Origin of the sequence: Chromobacterium phragmitis, assembly GCF_003325475.1 — a bacterium.
In the GTDB taxonomy this organism is placed as follows: Bacteria; Pseudomonadota; Gammaproteobacteria; order Burkholderiales; family Chromobacteriaceae; genus Chromobacterium; species Chromobacterium phragmitis.
Window position 1 is genome coordinate 888,737 of the sequence record NZ_CP029495.1, and the last position, 19,523, is coordinate 908,259.

General features: G+C 61.6%; 17 protein-coding genes. All 17 read right to left on the reverse strand.

Features of this window, described 5'->3' with window-relative positions; genetic code table 11:
• Positions 1–22: 22 nt before the first annotated feature.
• Entirely contained in the window at positions 23–463 is a 441-nt protein-coding gene (locus tag DK842_RS04430; RefSeq protein ID WP_232538589.1) for a flagellar protein FlaG, read from the reverse strand.
• A gap of 60 nt (positions 464–523) precedes the next feature.
• Positions 524–1,372, reverse strand: coding sequence for a flagellin N-terminal helical domain-containing protein (locus DK842_RS04435; protein ID WP_114060274.1), 849 nt, complete (start codon positions 1,370–1,372; stop codon positions 524–526).
• Between the two features lie 218 nt (positions 1,373–1,590).
• Positions 1,591–2,844 carry a flagellin N-terminal helical domain-containing protein gene (locus DK842_RS23810; RefSeq protein ID WP_232538590.1) on the reverse strand — a complete coding sequence of 418 codons (1,254 nt, stop codon included), beginning with the start codon at positions 2,842–2,844 and terminating at the stop codon, positions 1,591–1,593.
• Between the two features lie 202 nt (positions 2,845–3,046).
• Positions 3,047–6,898, reverse strand: a complete 3,852-nt coding sequence (locus DK842_RS04450) for a glycosyltransferase (protein ID WP_232538591.1) — start codon at positions 6,896–6,898, stop codon at positions 3,047–3,049.
• A 69-nt stretch (positions 6,899–6,967) separates the two neighbouring features.
• Complete coding sequence (locus DK842_RS04455; protein WP_168191807.1) at positions 6,968–8,971, reverse strand: class I SAM-dependent methyltransferase; 2,004 nt, start codon at positions 8,969–8,971, stop codon at positions 6,968–6,970.
• On the reverse strand, positions 8,968–10,227 hold the full coding sequence (locus DK842_RS04460) for a class I SAM-dependent methyltransferase (RefSeq protein WP_114060276.1): 1,260 nt from the start codon (positions 10,225–10,227) through the stop codon (positions 8,968–8,970). The genes DK842_RS04455 and DK842_RS04460 overlap by 4 nt, the downstream gene beginning before the upstream one ends.
• 21 nt (positions 10,228–10,248) lie before the next feature.
• Positions 10,249–10,917: a PIG-L deacetylase family protein gene (locus tag DK842_RS04465; protein WP_114060277.1), complete on the reverse strand. Its 669-nt coding sequence runs from the start codon at positions 10,915–10,917 to the stop codon at positions 10,249–10,251.
• Positions 10,914–11,576 (reverse strand): class I SAM-dependent methyltransferase, encoded by a 663-nt coding sequence (locus DK842_RS04470; protein WP_114060278.1) that lies wholly within the window; start codon positions 11,574–11,576, stop codon positions 10,914–10,916. The genes DK842_RS04465 and DK842_RS04470 overlap by 4 nt, the downstream gene beginning before the upstream one ends.
• A gap of 9 nt (positions 11,577–11,585) precedes the next feature.
• Entirely contained in the window at positions 11,586–12,269 is a 684-nt protein-coding gene (locus DK842_RS04475; RefSeq protein WP_168194814.1) for a WbqC family protein, read from the reverse strand.
• Positions 12,266–12,730 carry an acyltransferase gene (locus tag DK842_RS04480; RefSeq protein ID WP_114060280.1) on the reverse strand — a complete coding sequence of 155 codons (465 nt, stop codon included), beginning with the start codon at positions 12,728–12,730 and terminating at the stop codon, positions 12,266–12,268. The genes DK842_RS04475 and DK842_RS04480 overlap by 4 nt, the downstream gene beginning before the upstream one ends.
• Positions 12,720–13,799, reverse strand: a complete 1,080-nt coding sequence (locus DK842_RS04485; RefSeq protein WP_114060281.1) for an N-acetylneuraminate synthase family protein — start codon at positions 13,797–13,799, stop codon at positions 12,720–12,722. Before DK842_RS04485 ends, DK842_RS04480 begins: the two co-directional genes overlap by 11 nt.
• Positions 13,800–13,802: 3 nt before the next feature.
• The gene (pseG, locus tag DK842_RS04490; protein WP_232538592.1) at positions 13,803–14,768 is read right to left on the reverse strand and encodes a UDP-2,4-diacetamido-2,4,6-trideoxy-beta-L-altropyranose hydrolase; all 966 of its coding nucleotides are present in this window, start codon (positions 14,766–14,768) and stop codon (positions 13,803–13,805) included.
• A 31-nt stretch (positions 14,769–14,799) separates the two neighbouring features.
• Positions 14,800–15,510 (reverse strand): acylneuraminate cytidylyltransferase family protein, encoded by a 711-nt coding sequence (locus tag DK842_RS04495; protein ID WP_168191809.1) that lies wholly within the window; start codon positions 15,508–15,510, stop codon positions 14,800–14,802.
• A complete protein-coding gene (locus tag DK842_RS04500; protein ID WP_114060284.1) occupies positions 15,503–16,573 on the reverse strand; it encodes an N-acetylneuraminate synthase family protein in 1,071 nt (356 codons plus the stop codon). Before DK842_RS04500 ends, DK842_RS04495 begins: the two co-directional genes overlap by 8 nt.
• Positions 16,570–17,736 (reverse strand): UDP-4-amino-4,6-dideoxy-N-acetyl-beta-L-altrosamine transaminase, encoded by a 1,167-nt coding sequence (pseC, locus tag DK842_RS04505; protein ID WP_114060285.1) that lies wholly within the window; start codon positions 17,734–17,736, stop codon positions 16,570–16,572. The genes DK842_RS04500 and pseC overlap by 4 nt, the downstream gene beginning before the upstream one ends.
• Positions 17,729–18,727 (reverse strand): UDP-N-acetylglucosamine 4,6-dehydratase (inverting), encoded by a 999-nt coding sequence (gene pseB / locus DK842_RS04510; protein ID WP_114060286.1) that lies wholly within the window; start codon positions 18,725–18,727, stop codon positions 17,729–17,731. The genes pseC and pseB overlap by 8 nt, the downstream gene beginning before the upstream one ends.
• A 53-nt stretch (positions 18,728–18,780) precedes the next feature.
• The gene (locus DK842_RS04515) at positions 18,781–19,512 is read right to left on the reverse strand and encodes an S-methyl-5'-thioinosine phosphorylase (RefSeq protein ID WP_168191810.1); all 732 of its coding nucleotides are present in this window, start codon (positions 19,510–19,512) and stop codon (positions 18,781–18,783) included.
• Between the last annotated feature and the right edge of the window lie 11 nt (positions 19,513–19,523).

The following is a 19,523-nucleotide window of genomic DNA, read 5'->3' on the forward strand; positions in this document are numbered from 1 at the left end:
TTGTCGCTTCGGAACAAAGGGGTCAGGCCTTGTCCTTCAGCAGGAGGCCCTTGAAGTCGCCGATCGCCTTGGCGATGCGCAGCGCTTCTTCGGACGGAATCTGGCGAATGACCTTGTTGTTGTCCTTGTCGACGACCTTTACCACGGTGGAGCCCGTGTCCTTGTCGACCGAAAACAGCAAGGAACTGTTGTACAAAGAGGCCGTGTTGTTCAACTGCTTGACCGAATCCTCCAACTGCTTGGTCAGGGACTGCTGCTTTTGTTCCGAACCCGCCGCCGCCTGTTGCTGCTGGCTCTGCCCAACCGCGGCGACAGCTTGCGTCGTATCCGCCAGCACCGGCTGGCCTTGATCGCTTGCAGGGGCTTGCGCCAGCTCTACCAGTTGCTGACGCTGTACCGGAGCGGCCGCCGTCGGAACGGAAGGCGATAAGATGGAAGGGATTTGCATGATCATGCTCCTCATGACCACAGCTCCGGCTGCCCAACCGGAGCTGCGTCTGGCTATACCATCAGTTTACTACCGTTATTGCAGCAGCGTCAGGGCTGCTTGGGGCAGCGTGTTGGCTTGCTTCAGGATAGACGAGCCGGCTTGTTGCAGAATCTGGTTCTTAGTCAGGTTAGCCGTTTCCGAAGCGAAGTCCACATCCACGATACGGCTGTTGGCGGCAGTCAGGTTTTGCACGTAGTTTTGCAGGTTAGCCACCACAGCGTCAAACCGGTTCTGCACCGCGCCCCAAGTCGAACGCACAGTCGAGATTTCCGCGATGTCCGCGTCCAGGGCCGACAACACGCCGGACGCGCCGGACTGCGAGGTCACGCTGATGGTGCCGGTCGCGCTCAGCGAGGAGTTGTAGCTACACAGCACGCCGCCGGAGGTCAAGTCCACCGAGGAGATCGACACTTGGTTGTTAGCCGCGCCGGAAGAGCCGACTTGGAAGGTCAGGCTGCCGCCGCCGGACAACAGCGAAGTGCCGTTGAACTGGGTGGTTTGCACAATACGCGAAATTTCCTGGGTCAGCTGGTCCACTTCGTTTTGCAGCTGCGAACGGTTAGTGTTGCTAACCGAGCCGTTGGCGGACTGCACCGCGATTTCGCGGATACGCTGCAGGTTGTTGGCGATCTGACCCAGCGCGCCTTCAGCCGTCTGCCCTACGGAAATACCGTCATTGGCGTTGTTGACCGCTTGGTTGTTGCCGCGGATCGCCGCAGTCAGCGTCTGCGAAATCGCGAGACCGGCGGCGTCGTCCTTGGCGCTGTTGATGCGGTAGCCGGAAGAAAGACGTGCCAGAGACTTCGACAGAGACATCTGCGAGTTATTCAGATTCAGCTGCGCCTGCAGCGAGGATACGTTGGTGTTGACGGTAATGGCCATGATGACTCTCCTGATACTCAGTGTGGGCAAAGAGGCTTGCTTACACTGCTTATCGGCTAGCGCATTCCGAACTTTATGGTGAAAGTGTGAATTTTCACACTTGACACGCCATCAACCCCGACCTATCCGGTCATCTCATCCCATCGCTCCCGTTCGATCCTTCCCTCTCGTCCCTTAGGCGGCCGGCTGCTCAGGCAAGCCAGCCGCCCTTATCCCTCTTATTGCAGCAGAGACAGCGCCGCTTGCGGCAGCGAGTTGGCCTGTTTCAGGATGGAGCCGCCGGCCTGCTGCAGAATCTGGCCCTTGGTCAGGTTGGCGGTTTCCGAGGCGAAGTCCACGTCCATGATGCGGCTGTTGGCCGCGGTCAGGTTCTGGGTGTAGTTGCCCAGGTTGGCCACCACCGCGTCGAAGCGGTTCATCACCGAGCCGAAGGTGGAGCGCAGGTCGGAAATCTTGGCGATGTCCTGAGACAGCAGGTTCAGCGCCTTGGCCGCGCCATCCTGCGAGGTCACATCCACGGTTTTCACCGCCAACAGATTGGCATTGAAGGAGTGCAGGCCGCCGCTGGCGCCAATAGTCGGATTGGCGTTGCTGAACGTGGTCTGGGCATCCTTGGCGGTATCCATCGCCGTCCGGGCATTATCCAACGCCGTCTTCGCAGCCGCCTTGCCTGCGGTATCCGCAGCCTGCCAGGCCTTGTCGGCATCGTCCACCGCCTTGCTTTTGGCGGCGAGGTCAGTATCCAGATAGGCTTTCTCCGCATTCAGCGACTTGCGCTTCATTTCATCTGCAGTAGCCTGTGTCACGCCGGGATTCGGCGCGCCAGTAGTGGCATCGGCAACAGCTCCGTATGCCGTCTTTGCGGCATCCCACGCGGTCTTGGCATCTGCAGCAGCCTTTGTCAGGTCTGCAGTAGAGCCAGAAAGGGTGTTCGGGGTCGACTGAGTCAAATCCACGGTCTGAATACTGATCTGGTTATCCGCCGCGCCCTCGGAACCCACCTGGAAGGTCAGATTAGCGCCGCCGGCCAGCAACTTGGTGCCGTTGAACTCGGTAGTCTGGATGGTGCGGGAGATTTCCTGGGTCAGCTGGTTCACTTCGTTTTGAAGCTGCGAACGGTTCGTGTCGCTGACGCCGCCGTTGGAAGCCTGCACCGCGATTTCGCGGATGCGCTGCAGGTTGTTGGCGATCTGACCCATCGCGCCTTCAGCGGTCTGGCCGACGGACACGCCGTCGTTGGCGTTGCGCATTGCCTGGTTGTTGCCGCGGATGGCGGAGGTCAGGGTCTGGGAAATGGCCAGACCGGCGGCGTCGTCCTTGCCGCTGTTGATGCGGAAGCCGGAGGACAGGCGCTGCAGCGACTGGTTCAGCGACATGCTGGAGTTGTTGAGGTTCAGTTGCGCCTGCAGTGAAGACAGGTTGGTGTTGACGGTAATTGCCATTTCATTCCCCTTATCGGCCCACAGGGCCATCGAATTTTCTTGCCTGTTGAGGACAAGATCGGCCGACAGGAGGAATTTGTTATGAAAATGGTATTATTACCAAAAATGAGCTGCGCTAATCATTTTCACAAGCAATAAACAACTCAAATTCTCGCATTCATCAGAATGAAAAACCGGCCGCTCCGTTCATTGAGACGGGAGCGGCCGGTAGGTCCTGGGTTTGCCGGACAGGTCAGCCGTGCAGCACGCGCAGCCAGTCCTCGTAGTGATCGTCTAGCCAGTAGTCGCTTCCAACCCAGGCTCGCAAGCGATCGCCATCCTTCGCCAGCGCATCCAGATCGTGGACGCGCGCGCGTATCGCCTCCACCCACGCCTCAGCGCGGTTGGGCACGCGGCAAACCGGCGCCTGGTTGCTCTGGTAGGGATAGATGTCGGTGCACACCACCGGCCAGCCCAGCACGCCATACTCCAATAGCCGCAGATTGCTCTTGGCCTCGTTGAAGGGATTGACCTCCAAGGGCGCCACTGCCAGATCTAGATTGAGAGAGGCCATTTTTTCCGGATATTGCGAGAATGGCACCGGCTGGTGGAATTCCTTCACATAGGGCTTGAACTGCGGCAGGGTCATGCCCATCAGCACCCAATCCACTTCTTGATGGGTCTGCTTCATCACTTCCAGCAGCAATTCCAGATCGCCGCGGTGCTGCGACGCGCCGACCCAGCCCACCCGCGGCTTGTCGCCGGCTCGGCGCTCGGATTTCAGCTGCTGCCATACGCTCTTGCGCAGCCGGTTCGGAATCACCTCGATCCGCTCTATCATGCCCTTGCAGAAATGCAGCAGAGGCTCGGTCGAAACCACCAGCGCGTCGCAATGCTTCAACGACTGGCGCAAACGCTGTTTGGCGTCCGGGAATTGCCACTTCCACAAATCGTACAAGTCGCTCTTCAACGGCAAGCCTCCCACCATGTCGTCAATGCCGAGCACGATCCGAAGCTGCGGCAGGAAACGGCGGTAGTTCTGCATGGCGAACTGGAGCTCGTCGGTGATCGCGGTATGCATCAGCAAGGTATCCGGCGCCAGGCGCGCCAGCTCGACAATGGAGGGCAGGCCGCGCATCGGCTGCAAGATCTCCCCATCCAGCTTGCCTTTTTCCTGCAGCACCGACAGTGGCATGCTGAGGCGGTACTCACCGCTGCCGCCCGGAACCGGCATGCCCAATACCCGCTTGCGGCCAGGAATCAACGGGTCCCAAGAGGCATGGCGATCGGCATCCGGCTCCATTTTGCGGGTACGCAGCGATAAATGGCGGTTATAGCCGGGATCGCGCTTGAGCAACGGTAGCCAGCGCTCCAAAACCGTGAACATTTCATCGTGCTCGCGCACGGTGGCCTCTAGCGCCACCCGCGGGTCGCGGGTCACTTTCTTGATCGTCTTGCCGTGGTGGTGGTACATCACCGCGTAAGGATTGTAGACATTGCGCCATCCGGCTTGCTGCACCTTGACGCAGAAATCGACGTCGTTGAACCAAATTTGGAAATTGGCCTCATCCATCCCTCCCACCTGCTGGTAAACAGACTTGGAAATCAACAGGCAGGCCGCGGTCACCGCGGAATAATTCTGCATCGTCTGCGCGCGGTTCATATAGCCCGGCAGGTTGATATCTTGAGACTCGAACGCATGCGCGGCGACCGCGAACAGCGCGCCGGGCATGCCCAACACGATGCCCGCATGCTGCACCTGCCCGATTTCCGGGTACAGCAGGCGTGCGCCCACCGCGCCCACGCCCGGCTGCTGCGCGGTGGCCAACATGCGGGTCAGCCAGTTGCCCAGCACCACCTCGGTGTCGTTATTGAGCAGCAGCACGTATTCGCCCCGAGACTGCTCAACCCCCATATTGCATTGGGCCGAAAAATTGAACGGCGCGTCGTAGGGCAGAATGCGCACCCGGTCCGGATAGCGCTGTTGCAGGTCCTGATAATACTCCAACGTCTCCGGCTGCTCGGAACGGTTGTCTATCACCAGCAGTTCGAAGTTTTGATAGTCGGTCTTGTCGAACAAGCCTTCGATGCAGGGTTCCAGCACTTCCAATTTGTCCCGGTTCGGGATGATGATGGAGATCAGAGAGTCGTTTTGAAGCTGGTATTCGTAATGATAGGTGCCCGTCACCAGCCCCGGTCTGACCGCCACCGGGTAGCCGCAACGCTGGCCATGGTTTTCCAGCGCCACCTGGCGCGAAGCATGGCCCAAGTGATCGAACTCGGGGTCGACCCAAGGCAGGGACAGCAGCATGTCGTCGATGTGGGCCGCCATCGACGGTCCATAACTTTCCAGCAACCGCAGGGTCAAATCGTAGCTGTAAGCCTCTGGATAGGGCTGGACGCCGCCAATCCGGACCAACGCCTGGGTGGAAAAAGCCCCGGCATGGCCGATGTAGTCCATCGAACGCAGATAATCCGGCGAAAAATCCGGACGGAACGCGGGCAAGAAGCGCTCGCCCATAGGCGATACGACATCGCTGTCGCAATACACCATCACCTTGTCCGGATTCTGGTGGATCGCTTCGCCCATGCGCAACAGCGTCTGCGGCTGCAGGCGGAAACCGGCCGGCAGCAACCAGGTCCAATCCGCCTGCCGGTCCGCGATGTAGCCATTGATCGCCGCCGCCACCGCGTTGGCGTCATCCATGCCCGGCACGCGGGCCCAGCCTAATTGGCCGCTGCTGGAGAATACCGGATCCGGCGCGTCCCAATCCGCCACCACCAGCAACCGCCAATGCGGATACAGCTGCTTCTCCAGCGCGGTGATCGAGTGCCCCAGCAACGCCTGTTTTTCCTTGGGGGCCAGCACGATCAGGTTGAATAGCGGATGGCTTTGCCACACGGTCATCATCCGCTCGGCCAATTGCTCGGCATGCACCTCGCGGAAGTTATGGTTCTTCAGCCAGCGCATGTAATTGAGCTGGCTCACTTGGTCGCTATTGCTACTTCTTCCCAAGAAGGGTTTGCCCAGCGTCATCGGCATGGTTTGCCGCAACTCCAGTGGCAGCACGCTGTTCCATGCGTCCAGATAGTCGCCGATTACGTTTTCCAAGCAGCAGGCGCCTATGGCTTGCTCCCGCGCCCGCGTCGCCAACGCTCTGCGTTCGACCTCATTCTCAATCAACTCGGAAATCGCTTCGAACCAGGCATCGGGATTGTTCTCGACCACTTTCGCCAGCCCCGTCCCCTTCAGCGAGGCGTAAGGAGGCGCATCGGATACCACCGAGGCTGCGCCGACGATGGAATAGTCCAGCCATTTGATGTCTGACTTGCAATCGTTGAAGTCGTCGCGGCTCAGTGGCGCCAAGCCGATATCCAGGCGCAAGGAAGCCAAATGGGCGAAATACTCGTGATACATCACCCAATCAGGCACCAAGCGCACCCCCTTGCGCCCCACCATGGCCTGGGGCACATCGCCCCAGAACACAAATTTGACCAAGCCCGCGTAGTAGCTGTAAATCCGCGTCAGCGCCGGCGCGATCATGCTCAGGTCTTTGCCATGGGTGCTGGTGCCGGCAAATCCAATCACCACCTGGCCATCCTGGGCAGGCATCGGCTCGACGACGCGATGCCGGCTTACCGCGTTGCGCAGCACCGCAACCCGAGGATTGATGGAGCGCGCTTTTTCTGCCATCAACTTGGTGCTGACCGTCACCAGATGGCATTGCGGCATCAACCAATTGATGTATTCAACGTACTGATAATTGTCCTCATACATCGGATTGCTTGGCGGCAAGCCCGGCAGCCAATCGTCCATCTCCAAGACGATGGGCTTGCCAGACGCCAGCATCTGTTCGATCAATGGTTTGGTCAGGTGCGTAATGAACCAGCGCTGAACGATGAAAAAATCCATCGAGGCGATGAAGTGCTCATCGCTATCGAAACCGTAGTCCCCCAGAAACCGCGCACGCTCGATACTATGGTAAAAATAGGTATCGATCGCGCCGGCCAGCAGTGACAACGGGTCGGCAATGCGCAGCTTGAAACAAGCGAACTCGACAAAATCCCGTGACAGAATCCCTACGCGCGGCTTTCTCTTTTGCATTCTGTTCATCCCTATTTCGCAAGCGCCCGGCAAGGGCGCATCAACTGGATGACGGCGACGCGCCGCCTGCTAGGCTTTCTCCAACAGCAAATAGAATTGCAGCGTGCACATTTCCTGCATTTCCTCGTGGGTGACGTTCTTGATCACCATCTTTTCCACCTCGATATTGCACGGCAGCGAGCCCTGGGCGCGCTCCATCAGCGGCAGCAAGCGCGTATCCAGCGCGTTTTTCTTGGCCAGCACCCGATAGCCGGTCTCGCGGCAAAACTTCTGGATTTCTTTCTCGGTGAAAAATCGGATGTGGGTGATATCAAGCAAGCCCTCCCGGGCATAAGTCCAATTGCCCTTCATCAGCTCCCCGATCAACACCAGATTGCGGACATTGGGAATGCTGACCACCACCTGCCCCTTTTCCGACAGGTATTCTCGCAGTTTCACCATCACTCGCCACGGGTCATACATGTGTTCCAGCACATCGGCCAGCAGCGCCATGTCCAGCGAGCCCTTGGCAATGCCTTCCCGCTCGAGGTCGAAATCCTCGAACATGCCCACCAGCACCTTGTCCAGCCTGCGGCTGGCCAACTCCGCGGCGGCCTTGTTGGTTTCAATGCCCCAAACCTGGCAATCCGGAAAACGCAGCTTGGCCAGCGCGCCGTTGGCGCCGCCGGCGCAGCCGATGTCCAGCATCAGCTTGGGCCGATTGGCTATCATGTCGATCAGATCCTGGCGGCCGGTGGTGTGATAACCCGCCGTCACGTCGTGCGACTCGACGCTCAGGTATTCCTGCCAGACGTATTGGCCCTGCTTTTCCGGGAAGCGCAAAGCCAATTGGTCGACCAGCTCCACCAGCCTGGAAGTGGCTTTTCCATCCACCCCGGCATTGAAAAACTCGCGCCGCGCCGCAGCGGCCTCCAGCAGGCTCTTGCGGAACTCGGCATCGGCGATCAGCTTGGCCAGCGCCAGCGCCACGTCCTGGGCTTCCAGGGTCAACACGCCATCGTTGGCGCCGAAGCTGCCCCCGGCCACGCTGCCGAAATCGCTGAGCACATTGATGGCGGGCGTGCCGGCCAGCACCGCCTCGATCGACAAATTGGAGTCATAGGACACCACCGCGTCGCCGGCCGCCGCCCAGTATTTGGAATCGCTGACCGCATAGCGGACGCAATCGCCGACGCCCAGCTTCTCCGCCACGGCGAAAAAGTTTTCCCGCAGCCGATCCGCGCCAGCCATCGCGGTCACTCGGTCCTTGTACACCAGCCAGGCATTGCCGAAACCGCCCTCCCGCAACTGCTGGATGGCGAGGCAGGCCTCCATCATCTGCTGCAGCGAATCGCGATCGTCCAGAAAGCTCAGCCCCGCGTTCCAGGTAGAGCCCCAGACGATCCACTGGCCATCCAGCGGCAAATTGAAGGAAGCCGCGACGCTGGCCCGGATTTCGTCCCGCTTGGCGCTCATCGCCGGAATCACGTCCCAGCCGGCCTCGCCGACGACGAAGAGATTGCCCGCCGGCACGCCCAAATCCAGAAAATACTCAACGCTCCGGTTGCTGGGCAGCGCCAGATAATCGGACACCACTTCCTCGCCGATGTAATCGCGCCCCATGCCGGTGCCATGCACCACCTGCAACACGGGGATTTTCTTGCGGCGGGACCAGAGCGCCAGCGATTTGCCGTCTCGCAACACATCCTCGTTGAGCAGCGTGATCTCGATGTCGCACATCGCCGAAATGTCGTCCAGCACTTTGAACAAGCCGCGCACCGCCGGCAAATCCCGCCGCAACGCTTGCAGCAAGGCTTCTTTCACCCGGGGGTCCGTCGCGCCCGGACTCAACTCGCAGACAAAGCCATTCTGCTCCACCCGTTCCAGCAACGGCTGGATCTCCTCGACCATGCCCAAATCGGCCGACAGCGGCAGCGGAATCAGCTCGCTGCCCGCCTCTTGGACCGCTTGCCGCAGAGTGTCGTTGATCATGTAGTCGGGCACGAAGACCACTCGGTTGCGCCCCTGCAGATATTGCGTCAATACCGGCAGGTTTTTTTCCCATAGCGCATAGATCAAGGCAGTCGGCTTCATTCCGCGTCTCCGGCTGGCGGCTGCGACAGCAGCGCGACCAGGTTTCTCTGCAGTTGGTATTCCAGGCTGGCGGGAAGAGACTCGCCATCCAGCTCGCAATAGGGTTTCATTTCGTCCGAACGATGCCATTCCTTGACAAAGCTCTGGATATTTCGATCCCAAAACTCTCCCGTGCTCCAGCCATTCAGCCGGGAGCCATGGGAAGGAGCCAAATCCTGCCAATCGAGAGCATCCAGCCGTCCCAGGCAGCTGGACATCAGCATATAGGCGATGCCGCGATTGCGCGCTCGGGACAGCAAATTGTCGAAGGTCTGCCGCCACGCGTCCGGCGGCATATTGAGCCAGGGCGCCAGGTCATCCAGCCGAATGGGCGACGCGCTCTGCAAATAGCCGCTCAGTTGCCTGTCCTGATCCAGCCACAACTGGTTGGCTTGCTCATCCGGGCTGTTTTCCAGCACCACCATGAAACGGCCGGTGGCGATGGCGCTCAAGCAACCGAAGAAGTGCTGCTCGATGAATACCGCCAGCTCCAGCAAGCTGTCATCGCTGGCCAGCCATGTCATCTGCCTTCGCCACCAGGCGGAATTCTGCAGCGGCATGGAGAAAGCGGGATGGCGATACTCGCCGCAGATGAAACTGCCGTACGGCACGATGCCCAATACTTTCAAGCCCACTTCATTGGCGGCCGAACATAGCCGCTCTCCGGACAGGTGCATATTGAAGGCGTTCGCCCCCTGCTCCATCAACTCTTCCACCGTCACGTTCCGCCCGCGGGCGAAGCTCAGATGGTCCAGCGAGTAGATGTCGAAAATCAGCCGCCCGCCCGGACGCACCACCCGCTTCCACTCCTGCAGCACCGGCTCCACATGCGGGAAATGCGTCATCACGTTCAAGGAAATAAGGCTGTCGAAGCTTTGATCGTCGAACGGCAACTGCTGCACATCGCCCTGCTTCAACGTGATGGGCTGGCCGCCGGCCAAACGCTGGCATTCGTCCAGCATCGCCTGGGAGCTATCCGTTCCGGATAGCCGGTAGCCCTTGGCGATCAGCGGCAAAGAGGCGCGGCCGGTGCCGATGCCGACGTCCAGCACATCCTGCCCGCTCAAAAACCGCTCGCACAGCTCGATCTCGACGATATTCTTCAAGCGGTTGGTATCCACATTCTGCACCATGCGCTGGGAATACCAGGCCACCATATTCCGGTCTTTCCAGGCATCGGTCTTCCAGCTGATCAAATCCTGCTCGCTAGTACTCATGATGTGTTGTCTCCAGGAATCTCAAATCTCGCGATGACGGAACAGGACAAAGGCCTCGGCGGCGGCAAAGCCCGCGCTCGCGCCGCGCCATGCGGCCAGATGGCCGGCGCCTTCGATGGAGCGGGGATGCGGAAACGCCCGCATCTCTCCGGCATAGGCAGCCAGGGCCGCCTGCTTTCTCTCCAGCTGCCCGCCAATATCGATGAACCAATTGGGCGCGAACGGCGAGCCGGACCACTCGGTGGATGAAGGCACTTCGAAGCAGAGTATTGTCCGCACGCAATGGCCAGGCAAGGGACGGCAGGCGGTGACCGCCGCGTGATGAGTGACGCGATGATCCACATTCAAGTCATTGGCGAAGTGGGTATAGACAATCTCGGGAAGCAAGCTGGATACCTTCGCCTCCACCGCCTTGACCAGATCCAGCAGATCGACGCCGTCCAACCGGTTGTCGGGAAAGTCGAGCAAGGTCAGCGACGACACGCCCAACAGCCGATTCGCGCGATCGGCCGCCCCGCGCAGCGCCGCGAACGCCTCCTGGCCAGCCTCTCCCCGGCTGTTCAAGCCTTGCGCCAGGATCAGCACATGCACTTCGTCGCCCTGATCGGCATGCGCGGCCATCGCCCCGCCGCACCCCAGCACCTCGTCGTCGGGATGCGCCGCCACCACCAGCACTTTTCGTTTCGTCATGGTTTCCGCACCACAAAGCTCCACATCGCCAACGTGGCCGGCTCGGGAGCGAATCGCTCAATGGTTTTCTCTTCCATCGCCAGCCATTCCCAACCCGCGAACAAATCCCGCAGATGCCCGCTATCGCTGAAGTGCACGCGCCCTACGCCGCCGAACGCGCCTTGCTCGTAATCTCGCCGCGTCCAAGCGTCCTCAGCGGCGGCTCCGCGGCCATAATCCGCATGCCGCGTAGAGAACCAATCCACCCCGATATAGAGGCCGCCGGGGACGAGGCACTCGCGGACCCGGGCAAGCGCCAGACGGATATCCCGCTCGCAGTTATGGGTCAAGGCCGCCCGATCGACCACCAAGTCGAAAGCGCCGGAGAAGGGCAACTCGGCGGTAAAGTCGGCCACCCGCACCGCGTCTTGCAGCATCGGGAAATCCCGCGCGGCCTGAGCCGCCGCGGAGGCGCTGCCTTCCACCGCGAAATAGCGCCAGCCCTGCGCCAGAAAAAAAGGAATGTTGGCGCCCACTCCGCACCCCAGCTCCAATATGCGGGCCTCGGACGGCAAATGGCGCGCATGCCTCCGGCACAAGCTGACCAGATCGGACCACGGCCAGCGGCTCAGATGCGCGCCGCTGGAAAATTGCCGCTCCCATTCCGGGGAAAAACCCATCGCGCCTCCTTAGGATGGAAAACCGGCGCCTGGATCGGCGCGATTCATCCACCAATCCAACACCGACAAGCCGGGCTCAAATGCGCCGTATAGTTGCGGGTACGGCGCCGGCGTGAAGGACTGGTAATCGATGGCGATCCCCGCCTCCGCGAAATCCTGCTCGCGCAGATAATTCCGCCCCAATGCGCCCGATAAATAATGGTCGGCATCAAAATGCCGGCACAAATCCAATACCAAATCCGACTTTTTCCCTAATTCTGACAGCTGGCTGCTGCGCGCCAAGCGGGTATCGATTTGCAGTTCCGCCAGCCAGAATTGCAGCTGCGCCCAGCAAAACTCGGCCAGATTGCGGCTTGGCATCCGGTACAACGGCTCCAGCCTGGCGAACTTGGCGCGAAAATCCGGCGCCTTGGCGTAGTTGGTCGCGATCGCGCGCAAATGCTTGTCCCGCCATGGCTGGGCATCATCCATCTCCGTATCACGCAGCGAGGATCGCAGGTGGCCCTTCTGCCTGACGGGTATCGTCAGCCATTGTCCGCCGCCCGGCCCCTTTATCCTGTTGCGATTGATGAAGCTGTTGCGTTCGAACTGCACGGTATCGAGAAACACGAACACATCGGCCCGAGCGATCTTGTCGAAATAGCCCAACCAGGGCAGATAAGCCGGTTGATGGGCGGATAGCGTGAACGTCACCCGCGGCTTACCTTGTCGCGGTAATAGCCTGCCCTCACCTGCATCGGATTGCCGTATACCAGCGAGTAGTCCGGGATCACGCCCGCATCGACTATGGTGCCCGCCGCGATCACGCAATAATCGCCTATCACCGCTCCTCCCTTGACCAAGCAATGGGATCCGATGAACACGTGGTGCCCTATCGAGATATCCCGTCGCTCGATATGCTCCGACATGCCCAGACAGCGTTTATGGGAATCCGCGCAGTTGATCGCCACAAAGGACGCGATATCGCAATCCGCGCCTATCGTCACCTGGGCGCCCTTGGCATTGACCTCGGACATCGCTCCGATGGCGGTGCGCTCGCCGATATCCGGCGCGCCGTGTATCCAAACCAAGGGATGGAAGCGGTTGGCGGGGAAATCCGTCATCTCGCTGAACCCTTCGCTCAGAGCTTGCCTGAATGCGTCCTTATCCTGCATCGCGCTCTCCATTTGCCATCATTTCGCCCAAACGCAATTTCTGCCCGGCTCTGATCGGAACGGCTGCCACCAGGCCAAGCGCCTGCTGCAGCATATCCGGAGACAGCCCTCCTCCAGGCCTGCGCAAGCCGATGTTCTCCTCGGTCAACGCCTCGCCGGCGGCGATGTCTCTCAAAGCCACGACGCTGCGGCGGGCCAGCGTTCTCATTTCCATCTCGGCGGGAGTGGGGCGTACCCGCGGATCTCCCAGCAAGACATCCGCCAGGCGAATGCCGTCCAGCCATGCCCGCAGATTGCGCGGCTCTTCCGAAAACCAATGATCCGGCCCCGGCAAGCCATGGTCCAACGTGAAGTGCTTCTCGAATACGCAAGCGCCCAAGGCCCGGGCCAGCATGGCCGCATCCCGTCCTTGAGAGTGGTCGGAAAATCCCGTGACCAGCCCGGGAAAGCCCTGCCGCAGGGTGGTCAGCTTGGCGACGTTCACATCCTCCGCCGGCGTGGGATACTGCGAGGTGCATAGCAACAGCACAACCGGGCGCCCCTCGAACCACCCCGCGGCATCCAGCGCCTGATGTACCTCGGCCATATCCGACATGCCGCAGGAAAGCAACAAGGGCAGGCCCGCCTCGCGATACCGGCGGATCTGGGGCAGATTGGTGAAGTCATCCGACCCGATCTTGACCGCCGGAATGCCCAGCTCCAGCAACAGCTGCAAATCGCCGATATTCTGCGGCGTGGACAAAAACACTATTCCCGCGCTGTCGCAGTGACGCTTGATGGCGCGCCACTGATCCACGCCGAATTCGTGCCGTTTGAACATCTGCAGCATGGGTTCGGTCACGCTGCGGCCTTGCGACTGATAGGTATAGGTTTGCGCGGGATCTCCGCAGAACTCTTCCGCTTTGAAAGTCTGGAATTTGACGGCGTCCGCGCCCATGGCTTTGGCCGCGTCTATCATCTTCATCGCCTGCTGCAAGTCGCCGTTGTGATTGATCCCGACCTCCGCGATGCAAAAGGCCGGCTCGCCCTCGCCAACCCAGCGCTGTCCTATCTGCAACCGTCTATCCATCGCTCATTCCCATTCGGCTATGACATCCCACACTCGCCGCGCGCCCAGGCCATCGACCAAGCGGAACGCGGCCTTCGACATGCGGCTCAATTCTTCCGGCCGCAACGAAAGCAGCGCTTGGGCATAGTCGCTCTCATTCAATCGTTCGGCGAAACCCAAAACCCTGGCCGCGCCGGCATGTTCCAACGCCCGGCACACTTCGGCCTGATTATCGGCCAATTGCGCCACCAAAGCGGGCAAACCCAAGGCGCAGCGCTCCCAGCTGGCCGACCCCGCGCTGCCGACGCAGACATCCGCCTCGCGCACCAGGCGGGCCATGTAGCCGATCTGATGATGATGCGTCCAGCCCTGTTCTGCGCACAGCCGGCCAATGCCAGCCGGATCAGGATGGCCGTCGCCGGTCACCACATCCACCCGCAGCGGCAATCCAGATTCCGCGATGCCGCGTAGCGCCTTGCCGGTTTCGTCGCCGGCATCACCGCTGCTGAGAAAAACCAGCGCGCGGCCCAGGCTGCTTCTTGGAACGCAATCCGCGCGCAACGCGGCGAACTCGGGCCGGAGCAAGGCGTAACGCGGCCCCAACAGCAAAGCGCAATCCGCCGGTACCTTGCCGAGATAGCGTCCGCCGCCCGGCCGGCAGTCGTTTTGATCAAGCAGCAAGTCGCAGTCATGGCGGCGATCTGCCATATCATCCAACGCCAGCAGCCAGGCTGCCTCCAACCTCAGCGGCCTCTCCCACTCTGCGTCCAGTCCATAGTGGTCCACCACTACGCCGCATGCAGGCCCGGCTCTCATCCAATCCAGGCAGACCGCAGCATCCTCGGCCGCTCCGCCCTCGGGGTCCAGATCCAATATCCGGCACCCCGCCCTCTCCGCCACGCCCCGCCATGCCGGCGGCAGGGCCCGGCTGGCCAGCGCGACGTCCGCGCCTTCCCGCAGCCGGGAATCCAGCAAGGCGAGGCATCGCATCAAATGCCCCCCGCCCACGGCAGGGCCCGCGTCAGCCCGCAGCAGTATCCGGCGCATATCCCATCAGCCCCCGCGCCAGACATTCCGCCAGGCGAAAATCATCCAGCGTGTCGATGTCCACCGAGCGCGCGAACGGCATCAGGTGCGCGCGCATGCCCGTGCCGTAGAATTCGCGCTCGCGGCGGAAAGCCTCGACATCGACGGCATAGGTGCTGCCGTTTCCGGCCACCAGCGCGCCGAACTCCCGACTGGGCCGATTGCACAGCTCCGGCCACATCGGACTCGCGGCGCCGTCCTCTCCATACCTCAACGCCTGATACGGGTAATGGGTATACGTCGTCGCCGCGATGGAGAAATCGCAATGCCCGGGCTGCAGCAGCCCCATCACCGCGCGGATATCGTCGGCGTCGCGCAAGGGCGCGGTCGCGTACAGCACGCACAATTGCCGGTATGTCCGTCCAGCAGCGGCCTCGCGGTCCAACAATTCCAGACAGACCTCGGCCACGCTGGCGGTATCGCTGCCCAACGCCGGCGGGCGGCGATCCACCTCCGCGCCGCAATCGACCGCCAGCCGGGCGATCTCGTCGTCGTCGGTGGACACCAGCACCCGGTCGAAACAGCCAGACCGCAAGGCCGCCTCCACGCTGTAGGCCAGCATGGGACGGCCGAGAAACGGCAGCGCGTTCTTGCGCGGCAACCGTTTGGAGCCGCCCCGCGCGGGGATCAGCGCCAGTTTAGCCATGCTGCAGATCATCCCAGGCCAGCAGGTGTCCGGCAGGCAGATCGCGCGCCAGCACGCGCTCGCGCAGGCCTTCGTACTGATCCGGCCCGATGCCGTGCCCCGGGCGGCGGAAATCCACCGCCAGCTCGGACAGCCGCTGGCCCGCCCGCGCAGGCTGCGCCAGGAACACGCTGCGCCGTATGCGCTTGCGCTTCTCCATCTCTTCCGGATGCAGGATGCGCCTGTGGCTGCCCAAGGCGGTTTCCACGTCGCGAATCGCGTGGATGAAGGCCGCCATCTCTTGCGGCTCCAGCGAGAACACATGCTCCACGCTGCGAGTGCAGCGGTCCATGGTGATGGTCTTCTCCAGCAGATTGGCGCCCAGCGCCAGCGCGGCGACGTCCATGTCCCACCCTGGGGTATGGTCGGAAAACGCCACCGGGTAGGGGAACATCTTCTTCAAGGTGGCGATGATGTTGAGATTGATGCTGTTCAGACGCGCCGGGTAGCCGGACGGGCATTGGTGGATGATGATGCTCTCGTTGCCCTCGGCTCGGATCACGTCCACCGCGGCCTCGATCTCGCCCAGCGTCGCGTTGCCGGTGTCCAGCTGCACGCACATGCCGGTGCGGGCGGCCTGGCGCAGCAACGGGAAATGATTGACGTCCGCCGAAGCGATCTTGATCGAAGCGCAGCCCAGCTCTTCCAGCAGGCGGATGTCCTCTTCGAACGATACGGTGGAGAAGAAGGCCAGGCCCAGGCTGTCGCAATAGGCTTTCAGCTCGCGCCACTCTTCCCGCTCCAGACAGCGGCGGCGCAAAATCTGGTACAACGGCTCCTCCACCGTCTCCATGCGGCCGCTGGCCTTGTCGACCAGCACTTCGTAACTGAACAGCTGCTGCTTGTCGGCGCACAGCTTGTCGGCGTCGAATATCTGGAATTTGACGGCGTCGGCGCCCGCCTCCGCCGCCAGCTTCACCAACTGCTTGGCGGACGCCAGGCTGTCATGCGTCGGCCCCGCCTCATAAGTGATGAAGCAAGGATGGCCATCGCCTACCGCTCGTTTGCCAAAATATACGGTCATGATGCGATCTCGCTCAAAGAGGTGCGAACAGCCTGGATCACGCGATCGAAGGCTTCGTCCGTCAGGTCGTAATACAGCGGCAGCGACAACGCCCGCTGATAATAAGCCTCAGCCACCGGGCACAAGCCATCCCGGAACCCCAATTGCCGATAGTAGGGCTGCTGATACACCGGCTGGTAATGGACATTGGCCAGAATACCCTCGGCGCGCAGCGCGTCGAACAGCGGCCGCCTCCACTGCGGCTGGTCCAGCCGGGCCGCCAGCAGGTGCCAGGCGGGATCGGTTTCCGGCAATTGCCGCGGCAAGCTCAACGGCAGATCCTCCAGCTCGCGGCGGTAATCCGCCACGCGCCGCCGCCGGCGCTCGACGAAGGCGTCCAGCCTGTCCATCTGGCTCGCGCCGAGCGCCGCCTGGATATCGGTCATCCGGTAGTTGAAGCCCAGCTCCAACTGCTGATAGCACCAGCCGCCTTCCGCCTCGCCGCGCATTTGCGCCGGATCGCGCGTGATGCCGTGAGAGCGCAGCCGCAGCAAACGCTGGTACAGCTCGGGGTCATTGGTCAGCACCATGCCGCCCTCGCCGCTGGTGATGATCTTGACCGGGTGAAAGCTGAACACGGCGGCGTCGGAATGGCGGCAGCCGCCGACGGCTTCGCCCAAATAGCGGCCGCCTATCGCATGCGAAGCGTCCTCCAGCACCTTGCAACCGTAGCGGCGCGCCACTTCGGCGATCTCCCGCATCTGGCAGGACTGCCCGGCGAAATGGACAGGAATCAACACCGCCGGCAACGTCCCCTCCCGCGCAGCCTGCTCGAACTTGGCCTCCAGCGCGTCCGGGGACAGGTTGAAGGTTTCGCCGTCGATATCGACGAAATCGATATCGGCGCCGCAGTAGCGCGCGCAATTGGCGGAAGCCACGAAGGTATTGGGCGCGGTCCATACCCGCGCGCCCTCCGCCACGCCCAAGCCCAGGCAGGCGATGTGCAACGCGGCGGTGGCGTTGCAGACCGCCACCGCGTGGCGGGCGCCGCAGTAGTCCGCCACTTTGCGCTCGAAACGCTCGATCGCCGGTCCTTGCGTCAGCCAATCGGAGCGCAGCACGGCCTCCACCGCGGCGATATCCGCCTCGTCTATGTTCTGCCTGCCATAAGGGATGCTAAACATAGAGCTGCCGGTCCAGTTCCTGCAGCTCCTCCACCGTCAGGAACCAGGGGTTATTGTCCGAGGTGTACTTGAAGCCTTCCGCGACCAGCGCGCCCTGCTCCATCAACCCGTTGCTGCTGTATTCGTTCTGAACCACGAAACGGATGGACGGCGTGATAACGTAGTGATCATCGAATTCAAACGTGTGGTAACTGTCGTCGCGGGCGATCATCATCTCGTGCAGCTTCTCGCCCGGCCGGATGCCTATCACATGCTGCTTGAGATCCGGCGCCATCGCCTGCGCCAGATCCACCACCCGCACCGAGGGGATCTTGGGCACGAACAACTCGCCGCCCTGCATCCGGGCGAAGCTTTTCAACACCAAGTCCACGCCCTGCTGCAAGGTGATCCAGAAACGCGTCATCCTCGGGTCGGTGATGGGCAGGCTATCGGCCCCCTCGGCGATAAGCTTGCGGAAGAAAGGGACGACCGAGCCGCGCGACCCCACCACATTGCCATAACGCACGACCGCGAAGCGGGTCTTGTAGCCGCCGGCGATGTTGTTGGCGGCGACGAACAGCTTGTCGGACAGCAGTTTGGTCGCGCCGTACAGATTGATCGGACTGGCCGCCTTGTCGGTAGACAAGGCCACGACCCGCTCCACCCCGCACTCCAGCGCGGCATTGATGATGTTCTCCGCGCCGTTGACATTGGTGCGTATGCATTCGGTGGGATTGTACTCGGCGGCCGGCACCTGCTTCAGCGCGGCGGCATGCACCACATAGTCGATGCCCCGCATCGCCTGCTTCAGCCGCTCCGGATCACGCACATCGCCCAAGAAGAAGCGCATGCAGGGATCGGTGAATTCCTGCTGCATCTCGAACTGTTTCAGTTCGTCTCGCGAAAACACTACCACCCGGGCAGGCTTGTAGCGAGCCAGCAAGGTGCGGATGAACATCCGGCCGAACGAACCGGTGCCGCCACTGATCAACAACGACTTATTATCAAACATGTCTCCCGCCTCCCCAGATGGATCCGGCACGCCGCGAATCGTCGACGCCGACGTCACGACTGGGCCAGTAGCTCAAGCAACGTGGCGGTGACCGCCTCGACTCCCGCGGCACCTGTCGCGGCGTCGAACTGCACCGTGGCGTTGCCGCCCTTGCCTGCGGCCCGATTGCTGACCAGGCACAAATGGGCATAAGGCAGCTCTAGCTCCCTGGCCAGGGCGGCTTCCGGCATGCCGGTCATACCCACGATATCGGCCCCGTCCCTCTCCAACCTTAGAACTTCCGCGGCGCTTTCCAGCCTGGGCCCCTGCGTGCAGGCGTAAACGCCATCGTAGACGCCGCTGATGCCGGTGCTCTGGAGCGCGCTTTTAAGCCGCCCGCGCAAAGCCGCGTCATAGGGAGAAGTGAACTCGGCATGAACCACGGGGCGCTCGGGCCCTTCGAAGAAGGTGTGCTTGCGCCCCCAGCTGTAGTCGATGATGTCGTGCGGCACCACCAGTCGGCCAGCCCCCATGTCGGGCCGGATCCCGCCGACGGTGCCGATGGCGATCACGCCTTTGACGCCCTGGTTATGCAGCGCCCACAGATTGGCGCGGTAATTGATCTCGTGCGGCGCCAGCGAATGGCCGTAGCCGTGGCGAGCGATGAACACCACATTCTGACCGGACAATCTGCCAAAGGTCAGCGCGCAGGAAGGATCGCCGTAAGGTGTGCGCACAACCTGGCGATGTGTGACATCCAGTACCGGCAGCTGGGCCAGCCCGCTGCCGCCGATGATAGCCAACATATTATTCTCCT